Raw genomic sequence first — 17,758 nt, 5'->3', positions numbered from 1 at the left:
TGGCACGCACTCTTAAGTCCGTCAGCAGATTAGTGTTATCGACATATCACTACGCTTTCCAGCGGACGACGCCACCGCTCTTCAATTCTTGCATCCGTCGCACGGTACCCGAGCGCCACAACAATGGGGATTACAGACCCACGTGGAAGTCCGAGAAGCTCGGCGACTTTCGGGGCGGAAAAACCTTCCATCGGACATGAGTCGATTCCCTTTGCTGCTGCTCCGAGCATTAAGGTTTGCGCAGCGAAAATCGCATTGCGGGCAGCCCAATGACGACTGCCAATGTTGCCGACGGGAAGCAGTGACAAGCTCGGACGGATGAGCGTCGCAACGAAGAGGAGTGGTGTCCACAATGCCGAAGAGCCGAATCCGAGGATCTTGTTGAATTTCGTGATCTGGTTGCGGTAATAGTCCTTCGACTTTGGCTCGAGCACCGAAGAGCCCTCGACGTGCTTTAGTCGTGCCGTGGCCGTTTGCTTTCCCAATTCGGGACTGGCTACAACGACAATAAGCTCGGTCGCCGAGTTCGCGGCCTTCTGCCTATTGCATGCCGATGCAACGCTCGCTTTCAAGGAAGGATCTCGAATCCAGTGGAACTCGTAGGGCTGCAGGTTGCCGCTGGAAGGCGCTAGTGCGGCTTCAGCGAGCAGAGCGTACACGTCGTCGCTCGCGATCGGGGTCGAGTCGAAATCGCGAATTGCCCGGCGATAGCGATTCGCCGTCTGGAATTGGGACCAAGTGTGCAATTGATCTGATGAGCTCATGAGGCAAATTGTGAGGTCGAAGGGTATGTCAGGTGTAGACGATCATCGGTGTGTGACAAGTCGAAATTGCACTAATCATGAACGGCAGGCGCTAGATCGAGTCCTGTCCTTGCAAGGTAAGCCTCTAGCGTTTCGACGTCCGCGTCGGTGACTATCGCAGCAATGTACCCATCGGGACGCACCAACACCCAATCGCCGACAGTGAGGTCGTACGCGTCCTGGAAGTGACCTCTGTCATCGAACACGTCGCCCATCGCGCCGAAGATATGGATATGTAGATCTGCATGAGGCTGCACCGATTCGCGCTCGACCTCGTAGCCAAGCAAGGTCCAATGGGTCCCTCGGAACAGATCGAAAAGCCTCGTCGGCTGGCCAGCGGCGTCCAAAACCGGCGCATCCGGGGCGCGGTCGCCGGCGCTCCGGCGCCTCACACGTTCCGGTCTATTTAGCGTCAAAGGGGATTCGGGGTAGCCGATATCGAGCTGATGCACCTCGCGCCCACGCTGCATCTCGCCGCGCTTCTGGGCGCTCAAAAGCTTGGTCGACAGATTTAGCATCGCGGCGGCGATCGGCCGGCGTTCCTCTTCGTAGCTGTCGAGCAACCAGTCGGGCGCTCCGTTGACGACCGCAGCCAGCTTCCAGCCAAGGTTGTAAGCATCCTGTGCACTTGTATTAAGGCCCTGACCACCAGTCGGTGGATGAATGTGGGCGGCATCCCCCACGAGGAACACGCGGTCAACGCGGTAACGATCGGCCAGCCGCGCATTCATGGTGTAGACAGACGACCATGACACGGATTGAATCTGGATATCGTCGCGGCCTGTACGTTCCGCCACCAGCGCGTTCAGGCCTTCTGTGGAAACGTCGATATCGCCGTCTGACGGGACCGGCCCCTGTATCTGGAACATGGCGGTTCCCGCGAGCGGGCAGAGTGAGATCTGCCGCGTCGTGTCGTCCTCGCCGAACCGGTGCCAGACGTCGCGCGTGAGTCCGTTCAGCACCACGTCGGCTACGACGGCGCGAACGCCAAGGGTCTTCCCGGGAAACCCGATGCCCAGTGTATGGCGCACGAGACTGCGACCGCCGTCGGCGCCGACGAGCCACCTAACCCGCAGCGTCTCTTTGCCGCTCTTCCCTGCCAGGTGCGCGATCACGCCATCCTCGTCCTGCTCGAAGCTCACCAGTTCGCAGCCGTATTCGGGACGATGCCCCAGTTCGACCAGACGGGCGCGCATCGCGCTTTCTGTGAGGAATTGCGGCACCATCAGCGGCCGCTGGTAAGGTTCCGCCGGAGTCGGAGCGCGATGCTCCACTGCATCGGAGTCGGTGAAGCTGTAAGCGTCGAGATAACGGCGCTGTGGTGGGTAGGGGCCGCCAGCCGCGACGATTCTCTCGAGAATGCCGATATCCTCGAAAATTTCCTGTGTCCTTGGCTGAATGCCTTTGCCGCGCGAGCCGCGGAACGGACTGTCCATCTTCTCGATCAGGCGGAATGAAACGCCCCTTCGTGCCAGATCGATTGCTAGCGTGAGGCCAGCCGCACCCGCACCGCAAATCAGAACGTCAGTCGTAGATTGCATTGTCACTATGATCCTTGTATGTGTATTATGCACATATTAGAAACGAGGTAGTTCTGTGTCAACAAAAACCGTGCAAAATACACATATTGACGCTCAGCTTCGTGAGCTTCACGGGGCGTTACTCGAGATTGTCGGGGTCGTGAACAGCCCTCAGCGCGACGAGGCAATGGTTCGGGCCGCGGGAATTTCCCTCGACCGTGCGCTGTTTCCGCTGATGGTGCTGGTGGAGCGGCTCGGCCCCATTGGCGTCGTCGAGCTTGCAGACCGCGTGGGACGCGACTACACCACCGTCAGTCGTCAGGTTGCGAAATTGGAAAGCCTTGGGCTCGTCGACCGTCAGGAAAGCGCGACCGACCGGCGCGTTCGCCAGGCTGTCGTGACAAGGAAGGGCAAGGCAATGACCGATCGGGTCGACAAGGCGCGCGCGAGGATAGGGCAGTCCATTTTCGCCACATGGGAAAAGCAGGATATAGAGGACCTGGTACGACTGATGCGCAAGTTTGCGGACGACATCAAAGGTGATGCGTCGTCTGGCACGGCGAGCTTGGAATGACGGACTGCGGTGACCGCGGGGTTACTTCCTTGCAGGATTTGATGCCGTGTGACGATTGAACGTCGGCGTTGCCGTAAGCGTCAGCGCCTGTGTCCACGACGCTCCTGCTCCTGATGCACCGTTGCCACAGACTCCAACCGGTTCACACGCGCCTCGCGACGCGCCATGCGCGCGGACTCAGCCCGACAATCTTTCTGAACATCGTAGCGAAGTGATTGGGTTGTTCGAAGCCGCATCGCATTCCAACCTCTATCACGGGCAGATCGGTGTTCTCCAGCAAGTTTCTGGCGCGTTCTATACGCAAATCGAGCAGGTAGCCATGCGGTGGCTTGCCCGTGGCGGTTCGAAATGTCCGTGCAAATTGCGACGGACTGAGCCCCGACAGGTCGGCGAGGATCGATAGAGGCAGGCGCTCGTCTAGATGTACCCGCATGTAGTCGATCACGCGTTGAAGTTTTCCGCCGCTCAATGACGGCGGCACAAGGCCTCTCTCACGCGACAAGACCGAATGGTTGCGCAGCAGATGAACTACAAGGGCCCGGATCAACGCGTCCATCATCAACGCCGCGCCGGGCTCCGGGTCGGGTGCGGTTGCGAGAAGTAGTCGCCCGAGCCGCTCGACCACTTCGTCAGCCACCGCCAGGCGGGGAATGAGCGTCGCGTGTTCGTCCTCGAGACCGATTTCAATTGCGGTGTGTTGGAGGAGTTGCGGCGGCAGATGAACGACCAGAACTTCCGGGCGCCCCTTGAACACGCGAGTACCCGCCGAGCCCGCGGGTGTCAGACTCATCTGCCCGCTTCCCGCCCATCTGCGCTCCTGGCGTCCACATGTCAGACCGTCCTCGATCAGCACATGGCCGGAGAGATTCACGACCAGAAGATGATCTCGCAACGGCGACACCGTGACGCATCCAGGCGAATGCTGGTAGTGCTGAATGATAGCGCCTCCCAGATTGCCAACGTCAACCGAGAACAGGGGAGGACTAGGCAGCAGACGAGTCAGTTCAGAGGGAGAGGTCCTGCCGTGACTGTCAAACGACATATTGCACCGCCGCATGTGTTGATAGTGAGCCTTGCCCTGATATCGAGAACCAGCACGTTTGCGCTCGGGATGAAAAGCGCCGCTATACGTCACAGGCCTGCCCTGAACTCCGGCATTGCCGACAGATGTCGAGCCTCGCACATGAGTGTATTCGAAATCGTACTGCGTCCAATACACGCTTGGAAAGAGGGGGCAAATACCAGAGCCGCCCCCAAATGTTCGAGGGCACCTTGCCCGTTTTCTGAATGCCTGGAAATCGAAGGTTGTGGTCCGTTTCCGAAGGATGATGATGCCCGGTCGCTCAATAATCCACAAACCCGGACGCGATTCATCCGCCAACGCTTGTCAGTGGCACAAGACACGACACAACAGACCATGAGGCGCTTAAATGACGACCAGACCAGAAGCAGTCGAGCAACTCATTGCGGCTGCGAAAAAACTGAGGGATTCGCACTTCGGAACGTTTGGGAGGTTCAAGGAGCATCTGCCCGACCAGATGGACGATGAAGAACGAAAGGCTTACGACCTTGTCACAGAGTCCCGCGGCATGGTGCCTGGCCCCTACAAGATCTGGTTGCGAAACCGGAAGCTGACTGAGGTCATGCTGCATATGGGTCTCCATTATCAGGACCGGTCAACCCTGTCGAAGGCGGAGATTGAAATTGCGGTCAACCTCACCGCTGGAAAGTGGATGGCGAGCTATCCCAGTTATGAACATGAGTGGATGGCAGAGCTATTGGGTGGTCTGCCCGCTGAAAAAGTGCAGGCGTTGATCGCTGGGTTGCCGACTTCGTTCGAAGCTGCCCGGCAGCAGATCATCTACGAAATCACCTCCGCTCTGCTTGAGCCTCGGTTGATCCCCGTAGGGCTTTATCAAAGAGCGGTCGATGCGCTGGGTCATCCCGGACTTACAGATCTGATCGCATTCATTGGGTACTTCACGACCGTGTCCCTGACATTGCGCGCGTACGATGTCCCTGCCAATGCGGTGGGTCTGGACGATCAATAAGCCGCCGTCGCGCTTTCCTTAAACAACCTATCTATGGGCCACAGAGAATGATGTCGTCCAGATCCCACACCATTGCCGAAGTTGCTTCTTTTCCCCCGAACTATTTTCTGGAAAACATTGCTGTCCGCAAGGACGGGTCATTGCTCGTGACTGTGCTGTTCCATCGACAGCTCTGGTACATACCGCCGTTTCGCGGGGAACCTGTCGAGCCGGTTCTTGTTTACACCTTCGAGCTCATGGGCATGGGCATCGTCGAAGCGGAGCCCGACGTATTTTATGTGTCGACGGGCGTTGTATCGCGTGGCTGTCTGCTGCGCTTCGATCTACGTAACTGGTCACCTGGTCAGTCGATAGAACCGGAGGTTGTCGTCGACTTTTCGCGGTCTGTGGGAATGCTCAATGGTAGCTGCCTCATCGCACCCAAGGTCATTCTTCTCGCTGATTGCTTCGCGGGCCTGATCTGGCGCGTTGACCTGAGTACTGACGGAAAGACGGCGACCGTGCACGAATGGCTTCAGCATGAAAGCATGGCGCACGACCCGAATGGCCCCATGCCTGACCAACCAGGGGTGAATGGCATACGTTACGCGTCAAAGAGCAACTACCTGTACTACACCTCGACCGCCAAGAAGCTCTTCATGCGAGTCCGTGTCGATCCGGGCAGTCTGAATCCGGAAGGCCTGCCCGAACTGGTCGGGAGCGGCATGATGGGTGATGACTTCTGCATTGACGAAGACCGCGGGCTTGCGTACATCACGACCCACCGCGAGAACACAATTGATTGTCTGTCGCTGACACCCAGCGAGAACGAAGGGCCAAGACAGAGCGTAGTCGGCGTACCCATTCTGGAGTTGATGGTGGGTCCATCGGCTGTGGCATGGGGGCGCGATACCAAGGATTACGGAAGAGTCGCTTATGTAACGACTGATGGAGGCATTAAAGCGCCAATGCCGGACGGAGTCAGACAGGCAAAAGTGCTGCGGGTGGAGTTCTAGGCATGCATGCGCGCCCTCGCGCCGGTAAGACTCGAAGTACTCGTTTGCTCTTGCGAATGCCATCTCATGATCTGCGTAGCGGCGGCGATGCGAATGGCGGCTTCGGGCGTAGACCACCCATCCACCCCTCAACCAGAAGGAATCTTTATGACAAAGAAAACAGGCAATCGCGTTCTTGCCGAGACGTTTTCGGCATACGGCGTCGACCACTTCTTTAACGTGCCGATGATCATCCCGCCCGGAATCAAGGAGATGACGGCTATCGGTGTAAAGTCGGTCGTTGCACACTCTGAGAAGGCCGCGGCTTATATGGCCGACGGATACGCTCGCGAGTCGGGACGCGTTGGCGTCTGCGCGTCTCAAGCTATTGGCGCTACGAATCTCGCCTCTGGACTGGTCGACGCCCTGATGGCGAAATCGCCCGTACTCGCATTGACCGGCGGCGGTACGCCCGACACTCGCGAACGCAACTTTTACCAGGAAATCGATCAACGACCGATTTACGCTGGCCTAACGAAGTTCAGCGCTCGGGTCGAAAAAGCACAGCGGCTGCCGGACCTTCTCCAGCAGGCGTTGCGAGTGGCGACCACCGGCTCGCCCGGGCCGGTGCATCTGGAACTTTCGGGTTTCTGGGGTGCGGTGCTGATGGAGGAGATCGAGTATGTGATGCCGCCGGAGCCACGCTACGGCATGTGTCCGCCGGTTCGTCCCGCCGCATCTCCTGACGATATCCGAACAGCCGCTACTGCGCTTCGCAAGGCTGAGCGACCCATCATCGTAGCTGGTTCGGGCATCCGTGCTTCACGCGCACAGGCGGCGCTTCTCAAGTTCGCGCGGCTCGCAAGAATACCCGTGGCAACGTCGCTTGACGCGAAGGCCGCGATACCTGAGAGCGACACTCTGTGCGCTGGTGTGGTCGGAGACTACTCGCGCGATACAGCAAATATCGCTGTGTCTGAGGCTGACTTCGTGCTGTTTGTTGGCTCGAGCACAGGCAGCATGACGACCCGCGGATGGTCAGTTCCTACGCCGGGCGTGCCGGCGGTACAGATCGACATCGACCCGAGAGAGCTGGGCCGCAATTATCCGTTGATCGTGGGTCTGAGCGGCGATCCCGCCGCCGTGCTGGAACAGCTCGGCGTCGAACTCGCGGGGCCTGTTGGCAGCCCGGGATGGATTGACCGCATTGCCGAGTTGCGCGAGGAGTGGGGCAAGCTGGCCGCTCAATACGAGAATTCGGACGCGTCGCCGATTCGGCCAGAACGTCTTTGCAGCATGTTATCCGAGTCGCTTCCTGAAGGCGCGCTCGTGGCAGTCGACACCGGCCACGCGGCAGGTTGGGCGGCTCGAAACCTCTATCTGAATCGGTCTGGCCAGGCGCTGATTCGCGCGGCCGGCTCACTCGGATGGTCGTTCCCAGCATCGCTCGGCGCCAAATGCGCGAATCCGATGCGACCTGTCGTTTGCTTCACTGGCGACGGCGCCTTTTACTACCACCTCGCCGAAATGGAGACGGCGGTGCGTTACGGCATCAATACGGTGACGGTGGTCAACAACAACCACGGTTTCAATCAGGAAAGAATCCTTTGGGACGAAGATGCCACGTTGGAGAAGAACTGGAAATTCGGCCGTGTGAATTTTGCGGCCGTTGCTGAGACGCTTGGGGTGAAAGCGTACCGCGTCGAACGGGCTTCCGACTTCCGCAGCGCTTTCAAGGATGCATTGGCTGCCGGGAGACCGGCATTGATCGACGTCTACACGGACCCCTCCGCTGTCGTTCCAATACCTTGGGAAAAGCCCAAAGAGCTTGGATAAGCGCCTGGCCCAGAAGCTCATCCGTTTAACGTATTCGTCCGCGTCAATTCAGCCGTTTAATTTCAGAGGAGAAGACATGACCGACCAACACTGTTCCCAGACCGTTCCAGAAGCCTCGTCCCGCGAGGTATTGCCCGCCGATGCGGCCGCTTCGACAACCGTTCTGACGCCGGACCGCTATCCGTCCGACAGCCCTATGCAAACTGCTCAACCGGAGGGAAGGGGCGAGGAAGGTTTCAATGTTCGACGTGTTGTGACCGGGCATGACACGAGCGGTAAGTCAATCGTCCTGTCGGACGGACCTTCTCCGTTTGTGTTCTCGACGCCCTTGCTACCGGGATATGTTTCATGCGATATATTCCGGACCTTCGAGACGCCTGCGCCCATTGTGGCGCAGACGGCCGAGACTACGGCTGGGCCTCGGCGACAACTGCCGACTGCGCGCGGCACAGTGATTCGTGTGAGCCAGGTTCCACCTCACCGCGAAGGAGCTGGAAATCTGGACTCGGCTACCGCTTCAGAAGCGTTCAAATCTCTGGGCAACGCTGGAGGTCGTACCGGCAATGCATCTGGCCGAAACGCTACGATGCATCGCACGGAGACAATTGACTACGTCGTTGTTCTTTCGGGCGAGCTCACTCTACTACTTGACGATTCAGAGGTTTTGCTGCGGTCAGGGGACGTACTGGTGCAATGCGGGACCAATCACACGTGGGAGAACCGTTCGTCCGCTCCCGCTACGGTGATGTTCGTTCTCATGTCTGGCGCGTACGACCAAGGCTTACGTGAAATTTTATCTGATGCGCATGGTTAAGGATTCCTTAGCTGCATTTCGTTTAACGGGTAAGCACGGCCAACGACGCCGAAATGCGCCGAGTCTTGCCTGTTCTCGAATCTTGGTGAAAAGCGGCTGTTTGCGGCGGTCCACTCGCGCGAAATGTTTGCGGCATTAGTTCGGCGCGGGTTGCAGACGTTGATGGGGGCAGTCGGCTGGCGGAGGATGCTCACGCCAGCCAGGACTGACTTCACTTACGTGGGTTTGCGTACGCACGCATAAAAACATCCGTACCCCGCCGGGCGCGTCGCTCTATCTCTTCTGGCGTCGAGGGCTCCACCAGCCCGAACACGATGCGCGCCGGCAATCCGCCTTCCCATAAGCTCATCAGATCTTCCGCCGCCAGCGTTGGCGAATCGACTATCAACTCCTTTCGCGCCGCTGCGGAACTGATTATCTCCGACAGCGCCGCTGTCGTCCTCGCCGGGCCGGCGTTGAAGAAGCGCGTGACAAGCGCCCGATTTCCCCGCGATGCAGCGGGCAGCAGGTGCACCAATCCCGCAACGTTGATGTCGATGACGACAGTCAGAAATGCCACGCCAATACGGCTCAGCCTTTCACGCAACGGCAACTGATCGCAGTCAGCCCCTGAAAGCCCTTTCATGATCTGATCAGACACGCCGCTTACGACGTTCTCAAACAGCGCGTCCTTGTCCGAGAAATGACTATAGACGGTCATCTTCGACACGCCGGCCTTCGCCGCTACGTCTTCCATCGTGACCGTGTCATAGGGCTGCATGGCGAACAGACCGGTCGCAGCGTCCAGGATCGCGGCGCGTTTGGCCGGGTCTTTCGGGCGACCAGTGCGGTTGACCAATGGAGGGTTTGGCATGCGAGGTTTTCCCTTTCTAACATACTGTACTAGCGAGTATGGTAAGTGATATAGTGTACCGATTAGTATAGGAACTAACGCCTATGTCGAAGTTTTACCAGACCTTTCATTTCAATCACAGGTTCCGGACATTCAGAGCCACTGCGCCAGCCGCGCTTGCTTCTTGCACGCTATGGTCGCTACTGCTCGCGGGTTGCGCAGTCGGGCCGAATTTCGTCACGCCGGCCGCGCCCGAGACGCCAGGCTTCACCGACAAACCTGTACCGGCCAGAACGCTACCTGCCGACACGCTAGGGGGGGTATCGCAGTCGTTTGTCACCGGCCGTGACATCCAGGGGGATTGGTGGGGATTGTTCCAGTCCGCCCAGATCAACGAACTCGTCGATCGCGCGCTCAAGGCGAATCCAACGCTTGCCGCTGCGCAGGCGAGCCTGCGCCAAGCGCGCGAGAACACTCGTGCAGAGCAGGGGAGTTTCTTTCCGCAAATCAGCGCGAGCGCGTCGGGCGAAAGGGAGCGAAACGCACTTATAAATCCCGTGCCATCGGCTTATAACGTGGTCAGCGGATCACTCAGCGTGTCGTATACCCTTGATGCGTTTGGCGGTGTTCGCCGCCAAGTCGAGCAGCTCAACGCTCAAGCCGAGTACCAGCGCTTCGAACTCGAGGCAACCGAGTTGACGCTGGTCGCCAACGTCGTCAACGCGGCGATCAGTGAGGCTTCGCTGCAGGCTCAAATAGACACCACGCAAGACATAGTCCGCGCCTACACCGCTGCCCTCGATGTGACGCGCCGTCGCTTCGCGTTAGGCGGCGTAAGCCAGGTGGACGTACTGCAGCAGCAATCGCTGCTCGATGCACAGACAGCTACGTTGCCGGGTTTGCACAAGCAGCTTGAACAACAACGCAACCAACTGGCAGTCTACCTGGGCGGACTGCCGAGCGAATATAAAGGACCCTCTCTCGATCTCGCGAGCCTGACGTTGCCGGATGAGCTTCCCGTCTCCTTGCCATCCAGTCTTGTCGCGCAAAGACCCGATGTTCAGGCATACGCTGCCTTGCTGCATTCGGCGACCGCGAACGTGGGCGTCGCGCTCGCCAACATGCTGCCGCAGATATCGTTGACCGGAAGTTATGGGCGTGACGGCAGCAGCCTGTCGAACCTGTTCAATCCCGCAGGCATCGTGTGGAGTATTGCGGGAAGCATCGCCCAACCCGTCTTCGCGGGCGGTAACTTGAAAGCAAGAAAGCGGGCTGCCGAAGCTGCCGTCGACGTCGCTGCCGCCCAATACAGCAGCACGGTCAACTCGGCGTTCCAGGATGTAGCCAATGCGCTTGTCGCAATCAATCGCGATGCCGAAACGCTTGCTGCCAATCTCGCCACACAGAAGACTGCGGCCGCGAGCCTGAAAGTGGCGCAAGGGCAATACAGCGCAGGCGGCGGTACATATCTCGACGTGCTTTCAGCAGAAGAGGCCGACACGAGCGCACGGCTGAAACTGATTTCCTCTCAGGCTATTCGATACACGGACACCGTTGCGCTGTTCCAGGCGCTGGGCGGTGGTTGGTGGCATCGAAGCGATGTCGATCCAAAAGTTGTGCAATGTTGCGGAGTGTCTAACCCATGACCAGCCTTTCCTCGCGTGCCGTCACCACCGATCCCGCTTCGGGACGCCAACGGCCCCCCAGAACCTTTCTGCGCCTCTTTGTGATGCTGCTCGTCGTCGGTCTGCTCGCCGCCGCGCTGATCGGCTTTCACGTATTCAAGGGCAACCTGCTGAAAAAGGTAACCGCGGGCATCCAGTCGCAGCAGGCGACCGTGTCAACGACGTCCGCAGTCGCGCAGCCGTGGCAGCCTACGCTCGCCGCGGTAGGATCGTTGCGTGCATCGAAGGGCGCGGATTTGTCGGTGGAGACGGGTGGCGTCATTGATGACATCCACTTCGACTCCGGCCGCGATGTGGCGGCGGGAACGGTGTTGTTGCGCCTGCGCCCCAACGACGATCTTGCGAAGCTCGAGCAGTTGAAGTCCAACGCCGACCTGAGCGAGATAACGTATAAGCGCGACCTGCAGCAGCTTGCGGTGCAAGGCGTGGCACAGTCAACCGTTGATACCGATGCCAGCAACCTGAAGGTCGCGCGTGCTCAAGTGGCCGCTCAACAGGCGCTGATGCGCGAGAAGACACTTGTTGCACCCTTCGCAGGACGCCTTGGCGTGCGACAGGTCGATGTGGGCCAGTACCTGCCGGCTGGCACAACGGTCGTCACCTTGCAGGCGCTCGACCCCATGTTCCTCGATTTCTATCTGCCGCAGCAGGCGGTCGGCCAGATCGCAGTCGGGCAGGCAGTATCGTTGGCGGTGGATGCGTATCCAGACAAGACTTTCATCGGCAAGGTGACATCGATCAATTCGAAAGTCGACACGTCGAGCCGCATGCTGCAGATACGCGCCTCGTTTGAAAATCGTGACGGCGCGCTGCTGCCGGGCATGTTCGCCACCGCAAACGTGGCAAGTGGCGTGTCGCGCTCACTCGTGACAGTTCCTCAAACGGCAGTGGCGTACAACCCGTACGGTAGCCTCGTTTACGTGGTTCAGAGTGGCAAGGACGCACAAGGCCATCCGCAGGCACGTGTTCGCCAGCAGTTCGTGACGACTGGCGAAACGCGCGGCGATCAGGTCAGCATCCTGAAGGGACTACAGCCGGGAGATGAGGTCGTGACGGCCGGGCAACTCAAGCTCCATAACGACGCACTTGTGCAGGTCGACAACAGCGTGAAGCTACCGGATGACGCGGCACCTGTCCCGCAAGATCACTAAACAGGACGTTCGATGAAATTTACCGACATTTTTATCCGGCGGCCCGTGCTGGCATGCGTCGTAAGCCTAATGATCCTCGTTATCGGCTATAAGGCTTTCAACTCGCTGCCCATTCTCGAATATCCCAAAACCGAGAATGCTGTGGTGACAGTGACGACGACGTATTATGGCGCGGACCCTCAAACCGTGGCTGGCTTTGTCACAACTCCCCTTGAAAATGCGATCGCGCAGGCGAACGGCATCGATTACCTGACCTCGAAGAGCATCTCGGGCACCAGCACGATTACGGCGAACCTGTTGTTGAATTTCGATGCCGACAAAGCGGTTACCGAGATCAACGCCAAGATCAACTCGGTACTCAACCAGTTGCCGAGTGGTGTGCAGCAACCCATCATTACGGTGGCTATCGGGCAGTCGCTCGATGCGTTGATCATCGGTTTTTCAAGCGATGAGCTCACACCGAACCAGATCACTGACTATCTTGTCCGGAATGTGCAACCTCGCCTGCAAGCGGTTAAAGGCGTGCAGACGGCGGAACTGCTGGGCCCGCAGTACTTCGCGCTGCGGGCGTGGCTCGACCCGCAGAAGCTCGCGGCTTACGGCCTGACGGCGACAGATGTCACCAGTGCGCTCGCCTCCAATAACGTGGTTGCGGGGTTGGGGACCACTAAAGGACAGATGGTGCAGTTCAACCTGACGGCGTCGACCGATCTGCATTCGGCGCAGCAGTTTCGGGATCTTGTTGTGAAACAGGTCAAAGGCGGCATCGTTCGGCTTAAGGATGTAGCGAACGTAACGCTCGGTTCTGAAGACTATGAATCAGGTGTGTCTTTCAACGGCAAGAAGGGTGTTTATCTTGGTATCCAGATGGCGCCGTCGGCGAGTCTGCTCGATGTGATCAAGGGCGTGAAGGCCGTGTTGCCCGACATCCAAAGAGCACTGCCCGCCGGGCTGCACAGCGCTGTCATCTATGATTCGACCGTCTTTGTGGACAGCTCCATTCACGAAGTGGAGGCGTCACTGGTCGAAACGGTGCTGATCGTTACACTTGTGGTGTTCGCGTTTCTCGGGTCGCCGCGTTCGGTGCTGATTCCGGTCGTTGCCATTCCGTTGTCGCTTGTCGGCACTTTCGGCATGATGCTTGCGTTCGGATTTTCTATTAATCTTCTTACCTTGCTTGCGCTCGTGCTGGCAATCGGCCTGGTGGTCGACGACGCCATCATCGTTGTCGAAAGCGTTAGCCGTCATCTCGAAGAGGGCATGCGACCGCGCGACGCCGCGATCAAGGCAGCACGCGATCTGGCGAGTCCGATTATCGCCATGACAATTGTTCTGATCGCAGTTTATGTGCCGATCGGCTTTCAGGGCGGACTAACCGGTGCATTGTTTACAGAGTTCGCGTTCACGCTCGTCGGTGCCGTGACGATGTCCGCGGTTGTCTCCTTGACCTTATCGCCAATGATGTGCGGTCAAATCCTGCAGCCGCTCGAGCGGGGCGGCCGCTGGGTGACAGGGATAGTTGAAGCCATCGACCGCGTGTTCAATACCGTTCAACGCGGTTACGAGCGAATGCTGCGCAGTAGCTTGAAAACGGTTCCGGTTACGCTGCTTTTCACGGGCATCGTCATTGCCAGCATCTATTTCCTCTATACCAGCGCCCAGAGTGAACTGGCGCCGGAGGAGGATCAGGGCGTGGTCGTGCTGCAACCCACGTCTGCCCCTAACGCAACACTGCAGCAAAAGCAGGCTTATGGCCGGCAGGTTGCCAACATCATGGAAAGCGTTCCCGAGGGAGCTCAGACGTTCCAGGTCGACAGCCAGTCGCAGCCCATCGGCGGGGTGACACTCAAACCGTGGGAGCAGCGCCATCGAAGCGCGACTGAGATACAACGCGACCTGCAGCACCAGTTCAACAAGGTGGCGGGGCAAAAGATCGTTGCGTTCCAGCTACCGGCATTGCCTGGTTCGCAGGGTTTGCCGATCCAGTTCGTGTTGAAATCTACGCAGCCACTCGACAAGCTGAACGTTGAGGCTCAGAAGTTCCTCAACGAGGCGACCGCCAGCGGGATGTTTCTTTTCATCGATAGCGACCTGAAGATCGACCAGCCGCAAAAAGTATTCGATATTGACCGCGATAAGGCCTCACAGATTGGTCTGACGATGTCGCAAGTGGGCACAGCCTTGGGCGGTTTGCTTGGTGGCGGGTATACGAACTACTTCAGTCTCGATTCGCGATCGTACAAAGTCATTGCACAGGTGCAGCAGCGCTCGCGACTGACGCTGGACCAGATCATGAATTTCCAGATCGCGACGGTAAATAACGTGCCGGTCCCGTTGTCGTCGATAGGTCGAGTAAGGACCGAGACCGTGCCTGAAACGATCAACCATTTCCAGCAGGTTAATTCTGCGACGATTTCCGGGGTGCCTGCGCTCGGTGTCTCCCAGGACGCCGCGCTTAAATCGCTACAGGCTCTGGCTGCACGCACTTTGCCGCCCGATGTCTCGATCGACTATGCCGGGCCCTTGCGTCAACTTGTGCAGGAATCAAGTGGCTTCGTCGGCACCTTCGTTCTCGCGCTCGTCATCATTTACCTCAGTCTTGCTGCCTTGTTTGAGAGTTTTCGCGATCCGCTGGTCATTCTCGTGTCGATTCCCATGTCTGTCGCGGGAGCGCTCGTTTTCATCAGCCTTGGTCTTGGGGGGGCGTCCCTGAACATTTACACCGAGGTCGGCCTCGTGACGTTAATGGGGCTCATCAGCAAGCACGGGATTCTGATCGTCGAAGTGGCGAATGCCGCGCAGAATGATGGCATGTCGAAGCTTGAGGCCGTTATTCATGCTGCAGGAATTCGACTCAGGCCGATCCTGATGACTACCGCTGCGATGGTCCTCGGGGTAGTGCCGCTCATCATGTCGTCAGGAGCAGGCGCGGCATCGCGGTTCAACATGGGTCTAGTGATTGCGAGCGGTTTGTCGATTGGCACCGTCTTCACGCTATTCGTCTTGCCGGCAGTCTACCTCACGCTCGCGGCGCGTCACCAGTCGCAGCCCGACCCGACCGATATGCTCTCATCTGAACCTGGGCCTGATCAAGCGGAGAGCGTAGTTCTATAGCGTCTTGGCTGCCACTTGAGAAAGGCAGGCCGTACCAATCCAGAAACCGCGATGAGGACAGCAGGGCTGCACCGTCGCGGATGACTTTGCTACGAACGAGGCTGAATTGCAGGGATGCGCTGGTACGCGCCGCGCGTCTGGTCGCCGAGTGGAGCTATCGAACCTGATCTTACTGCCATGAAACGAAAGCACCTCACACATGAGCAACGCCGACATCAGACTCAGGAGCGACTGCTTCGCGCCGCGCACAAGATGTTCATCAAAAAGGGATTTTCCTGTACGAGCGTGGAGGACATCGCCGATGCGGCCGGCTATACGCGCGGCGCGTTCTACTCGAACTTTCGCGGCAAGTCCGAACTGCTGATCGAGGTGCTGCGACGTGACCACGAGCGCGCGCGCGCCGGTCTTCAGTCGATCATGGAGAATGCCGGTACTCGCGAGGAGATGACGGCAAGCGCCATTGCATACTACAGCGGGTTTCTTCGTGATCACGAGTGTTTTCCGCTCTGGGTGGAAGCGCGGTTGCTCGCGCGATGCGACGCGGTGCTTCGTCAATGTATTAACGATTTTCGCCGCGAAAAGCTCAGCTACGTCGGCGCACATATTCTCGTTTTTTTTGAGCGCGTTGGTATAGCGCCGCCTCTGCAGGCAGAGGTCCTTGCGCTAGGCTTGCTGAGCCTGTGCGACGGCATGCAGTCCTTCCGCGTTTGCGATCCGCTGATTGCGGACAATGAAGTGATCGAAAAATGGCTCGCGTTCTTCTTCGGGGCTGGCGGACGGTTATTGGCTCAATGGTCTCTGGATGGTTAGCCTGTTGACCACTGACACGACACCCTGCACGCTTTTCACGATCGACGTCACCTCGTCCAACTGCTCGGCATCGGGCACCGTGCCGTTCACTGTCACGATGCCATCTTTTGCGGTAATGCTGATGCTCCCGGCGTCAATCTCGCTGCGCTTTGCCAAGGCGGCGTATAGCTGCTTGCGTAGAGCGCGATTAGCCGCTGAAGCCGTTCCTCGCACCGTGTTTGGTCCGATTCCGGTTGATCTGCTGGGATTGCCAGGCTCGCTGGTTTGAGACCACCCATTTACGCTTGCAATAACGGCTAGTGCACCGACCACCAGTTTAAGTACATAAGCAGCATTCATTGAATTCTCCAATTGCTGGTAGTCTCGAATTAGAAGTTGTGGCGCACGCCGATCATTGCCGCGGTAGTCGAGACGCCTGGAGCGACTGGCGCGCCGTAGGTAATCGTCTGGTTCATCGTTCCCTTGTTGCGTACATAACCGACCTGAACATAGCCTAAGGTGGCTTTGGACAAGCTGTATTCGGCACCCATCGCAAGCTCAGTTGAGCGGTTAGCTCCATCGTTCCTGTCCTTCAGGTGGTAATACCCGGAAGTTAACTTCAAGGTCGGGAAGACTCTGTATCCCACACTGACGGAGACGAGTTCATAATCCACACGACCGGGGTTGGCCGGGTTCCTTCCAGCGCCGTACGAACCGGCCACAGAAAGACTGCGAAATGTGTACATCGCGCCAAGGTAGTAAAAGCGGTTGTTGCTCACTCCGGCCGGGACAGTTGTGGGTGAGGGATTCGTGTCGTGCCCGTTGTAGTAGATGGCGGACAGATTGAGGCCGTAGTTCGCATACTTCAAAACGGCCGACTCGCGCGTGCGCCCTTGAATTTGTCCCGGGATTCCACCTGGTGCGTACTCGAGCGCGAGCGAGACCCCATAGATCTTCGGCGATTGATATACGAGCGCATTGCTGTCCCATAGTGCGCCGAGCGGGCCGTTCGTACTCACGCCTTGCCACCCTGCTGCCTGATTCATTCCGAGCCACGCGGTGAGGATGCTGCCGAAGTATTGGGCGGAGCGAACATCGGTCTCCGCCATCGCATAGATCATTGGCGTGAATTGCCTGCCAGCGTCAAATGTTCCAAACGGGCCCGATATTCCCACAGTTGACTGCTGGTTGAAAATTGCGGTTTCGCCTGCCGTATCGCCCAAACCAGATTTTCCGTTGCCGCTGTTGAACGCGCCCTGCAGCTTGAAGTTCACTCTATAGCCGTTCCCGATTTCTTCACTTCCCTTGAGGCCCCAAATGCTTTGGTAGATGCCGCCATCCTTAAGCTGGACGATGGAACCTGTATTGGGTGCCTTCGCTGCGAACGAAGACGCCGAGGTGGTTTGATACAGAAATCCAGAATCGATGACGCCGTACAGCATCACTGACGATTCGGCATGCGCCCCGCTAGTAAGCACGGCAATCGTCGCTGCGAAGGTTATCTTTGCTTTCATTTCGTCTCCTCATGTGCTTGAGATTTTTATTTATATTGTTTTCTAACCATGCAGCGATGCTCTGCGAAATTGATAGTGACGCGTCAACAACTCGCCGCTGG

The 17,758-nt window shown here is 58.2% G+C and carries 15 protein-coding genes; 9 read left to right on the top strand and 6 right to left on the bottom strand.

The features are described 5' to 3' along the window. Positions 1-35: 35 nt before the first annotated feature. Both DSC91_RS17960 and DSC91_RS17955 read right to left on the bottom strand, forming a co-directional pair. Positions 36-764, bottom strand: a complete 729-nt coding sequence (locus DSC91_RS17960; RefSeq protein WP_115780208.1) for a nitroreductase family protein — start codon at positions 762-764, stop codon at positions 36-38. A gap of 71 nt (positions 765-835) precedes the next feature. Beyond that, on the bottom strand, positions 836-2,344 hold the full coding sequence (locus DSC91_RS17955) for an FAD-dependent oxidoreductase (RefSeq protein WP_115780207.1): 1,509 nt from the start codon (positions 2,342-2,344) through the stop codon (positions 836-838). Between the two features lie 55 nt (positions 2,345-2,399). On the opposite strand from DSC91_RS17955, the gene DSC91_RS17950 reads away from it, so the two are divergent. Next, on the top strand, positions 2,400-2,897 hold the full coding sequence (locus tag DSC91_RS17950; RefSeq protein WP_115780206.1) for a MarR family winged helix-turn-helix transcriptional regulator: 498 nt from the start codon (positions 2,400-2,402) through the stop codon (positions 2,895-2,897). Positions 2,898-3,039: 142 nt separating this feature from the next. Here the strand turns inward: DSC91_RS17950 and DSC91_RS17945 are convergent, their stop codons facing one another. Continuing rightward, a complete protein-coding gene (locus DSC91_RS17945) occupies positions 3,040-4,032 on the bottom strand; it encodes a helix-turn-helix domain-containing protein (protein WP_162831439.1) in 993 nt (330 codons plus the stop codon). Positions 4,033-4,327: 295 nt separating this feature from the next. Between DSC91_RS17945 and DSC91_RS17940 the strand changes: the two genes are divergently transcribed. The 4 genes from DSC91_RS17940 to DSC91_RS17925 all read left to right on the top strand — a co-directional run bounded on the left by DSC91_RS17940 (position 4,328) and on the right by DSC91_RS17925 (position 8,572). Next, positions 4,328-4,948, top strand: a complete 621-nt coding sequence (locus DSC91_RS17940) for a carboxymuconolactone decarboxylase family protein (protein WP_208645765.1) — start codon at positions 4,328-4,330, stop codon at positions 4,946-4,948. Positions 4,949-4,995: 47 nt separating this feature from the next. Continuing rightward, positions 4,996-5,943, top strand: coding sequence for a hypothetical protein (locus tag DSC91_RS17935; protein WP_115780204.1), 948 nt, complete (start codon positions 4,996-4,998; stop codon positions 5,941-5,943). Between the two features lie 147 nt (positions 5,944-6,090). Further along, positions 6,091-7,758 carry a thiamine pyrophosphate-binding protein gene (locus DSC91_RS17930; RefSeq protein ID WP_162831438.1) on the top strand — a complete coding sequence of 556 codons (1,668 nt, stop codon included), beginning with the start codon at positions 6,091-6,093 and terminating at the stop codon, positions 7,756-7,758. A gap of 76 nt (positions 7,759-7,834) precedes the next feature. After that, positions 7,835-8,572 (top strand): cupin domain-containing protein, encoded by a 738-nt coding sequence (locus DSC91_RS17925; RefSeq protein ID WP_115780202.1) that lies wholly within the window; start codon positions 7,835-7,837, stop codon positions 8,570-8,572. Positions 8,573-8,783: 211 nt separating this feature from the next. On the opposite strand, the gene DSC91_RS17920 is transcribed toward DSC91_RS17925, so the two are convergent. Next, on the bottom strand, positions 8,784-9,425 hold the full coding sequence (locus DSC91_RS17920) for a TetR/AcrR family transcriptional regulator (protein WP_115780201.1): 642 nt from the start codon (positions 9,423-9,425) through the stop codon (positions 8,784-8,786). A 182-nt stretch (positions 9,426-9,607) separates the two neighbouring features. Between DSC91_RS17920 and DSC91_RS17915 the strand changes: the two genes are divergently transcribed. From DSC91_RS17915 to DSC91_RS17900, 4 genes are all read left to right on the top strand, one after another. Then, the gene (locus tag DSC91_RS17915; RefSeq protein WP_229758074.1) at positions 9,608-11,050 is read left to right on the top strand and encodes an efflux transporter outer membrane subunit; all 1,443 of its coding nucleotides are present in this window, start codon (positions 9,608-9,610) and stop codon (positions 11,048-11,050) included. Then, complete coding sequence (locus tag DSC91_RS17910; RefSeq protein ID WP_115780199.1) at positions 11,047-12,240, top strand: efflux RND transporter periplasmic adaptor subunit; 1,194 nt, start codon at positions 11,047-11,049, stop codon at positions 12,238-12,240. Before DSC91_RS17915 ends, DSC91_RS17910 begins: the two co-directional genes overlap by 4 nt. Positions 12,241-12,252: 12 nt before the next feature. Next, positions 12,253-15,354, top strand: coding sequence for an efflux RND transporter permease subunit (locus DSC91_RS17905; protein WP_115780198.1), 3,102 nt, complete (start codon positions 12,253-12,255; stop codon positions 15,352-15,354). Positions 15,355-15,531: 177 nt separating this feature from the next. After that, on the top strand, positions 15,532-16,164 hold the full coding sequence (locus DSC91_RS17900) for a TetR/AcrR family transcriptional regulator (protein WP_115780197.1): 633 nt from the start codon (positions 15,532-15,534) through the stop codon (positions 16,162-16,164). On the opposite strand, the gene DSC91_RS17895 is transcribed toward DSC91_RS17900, so the two are convergent. Together DSC91_RS17895 and DSC91_RS17890 are read right to left on the bottom strand one after the other, a co-directional pair. Then, entirely contained in the window at positions 16,135-16,503 is a 369-nt protein-coding gene (locus DSC91_RS17895; protein ID WP_115780196.1) for a BON domain-containing protein, read from the bottom strand. The genes DSC91_RS17900 and DSC91_RS17895 overlap by 30 nt on opposite strands. A gap of 29 nt (positions 16,504-16,532) precedes the next feature. Further along, positions 16,533-17,657 (bottom strand): porin, encoded by a 1,125-nt coding sequence (locus tag DSC91_RS17890; RefSeq protein ID WP_115780195.1) that lies wholly within the window; start codon positions 17,655-17,657, stop codon positions 16,533-16,535. Positions 17,658-17,758: the final 101 nt, after the last annotated feature.

Source organism: Paraburkholderia caffeinilytica (assembly GCF_003368325.1).
Classification (GTDB): Bacteria; Pseudomonadota; Gammaproteobacteria; order Burkholderiales; family Burkholderiaceae; genus Paraburkholderia; species Paraburkholderia caffeinilytica.
This window is presented reverse-complemented; position numbering and strand designations above follow the sequence as displayed.

Excerpts from the sequence above, each read along its gene's own strand:
- DSC91_RS17960 (WP_115780208.1), bottom strand. The coding sequence starts at position 764 with ATGAGCTCATCAGATCAATTGCACACTTGGTCCCAATTCCAGACGGCG.
- DSC91_RS17955 (WP_115780207.1), bottom strand. The coding sequence starts at position 2,344 with ATGCAATCTACGACTGACGTTCTGATTTGCGGTGCGGGTGCGGCTGGC.
- DSC91_RS17940 (WP_208645765.1), top strand. The coding sequence starts at position 4,328 with ATGACGACCAGACCAGAAGCAGTCGAGCAACTCATTGCGGCTGCGAAA.
- DSC91_RS17935 (WP_115780204.1), top strand. The coding sequence starts at position 4,996 with ATGATGTCGTCCAGATCCCACACCATTGCCGAAGTTGCTTCTTTTCCC.
- DSC91_RS17930 (WP_162831438.1), top strand. The coding sequence starts at position 6,091 with ATGACAAAGAAAACAGGCAATCGCGTTCTTGCCGAGACGTTTTCGGCA.
- DSC91_RS17925 (WP_115780202.1), top strand. The coding sequence starts at position 7,835 with ATGACCGACCAACACTGTTCCCAGACCGTTCCAGAAGCCTCGTCCCGC.
- DSC91_RS17920 (WP_115780201.1), bottom strand. The coding sequence starts at position 9,425 with ATGCCAAACCCTCCATTGGTCAACCGCACTGGTCGCCCGAAAGACCCG.
- DSC91_RS17910 (WP_115780199.1), top strand. The coding sequence starts at position 11,047 with ATGACCAGCCTTTCCTCGCGTGCCGTCACCACCGATCCCGCTTCGGGA.
- DSC91_RS17905 (WP_115780198.1), top strand. The coding sequence starts at position 12,253 with ATGAAATTTACCGACATTTTTATCCGGCGGCCCGTGCTGGCATGCGTC.
- DSC91_RS17900 (WP_115780197.1), top strand. The coding sequence starts at position 15,532 with ATGAAACGAAAGCACCTCACACATGAGCAACGCCGACATCAGACTCAG.
- DSC91_RS17895 (WP_115780196.1), bottom strand. The coding sequence starts at position 16,503 with ATGAATGCTGCTTATGTACTTAAACTGGTGGTCGGTGCACTAGCCGTT.
- DSC91_RS17890 (WP_115780195.1), bottom strand. The coding sequence starts at position 17,657 with ATGAAAGCAAAGATAACCTTCGCAGCGACGATTGCCGTGCTTACTAGC.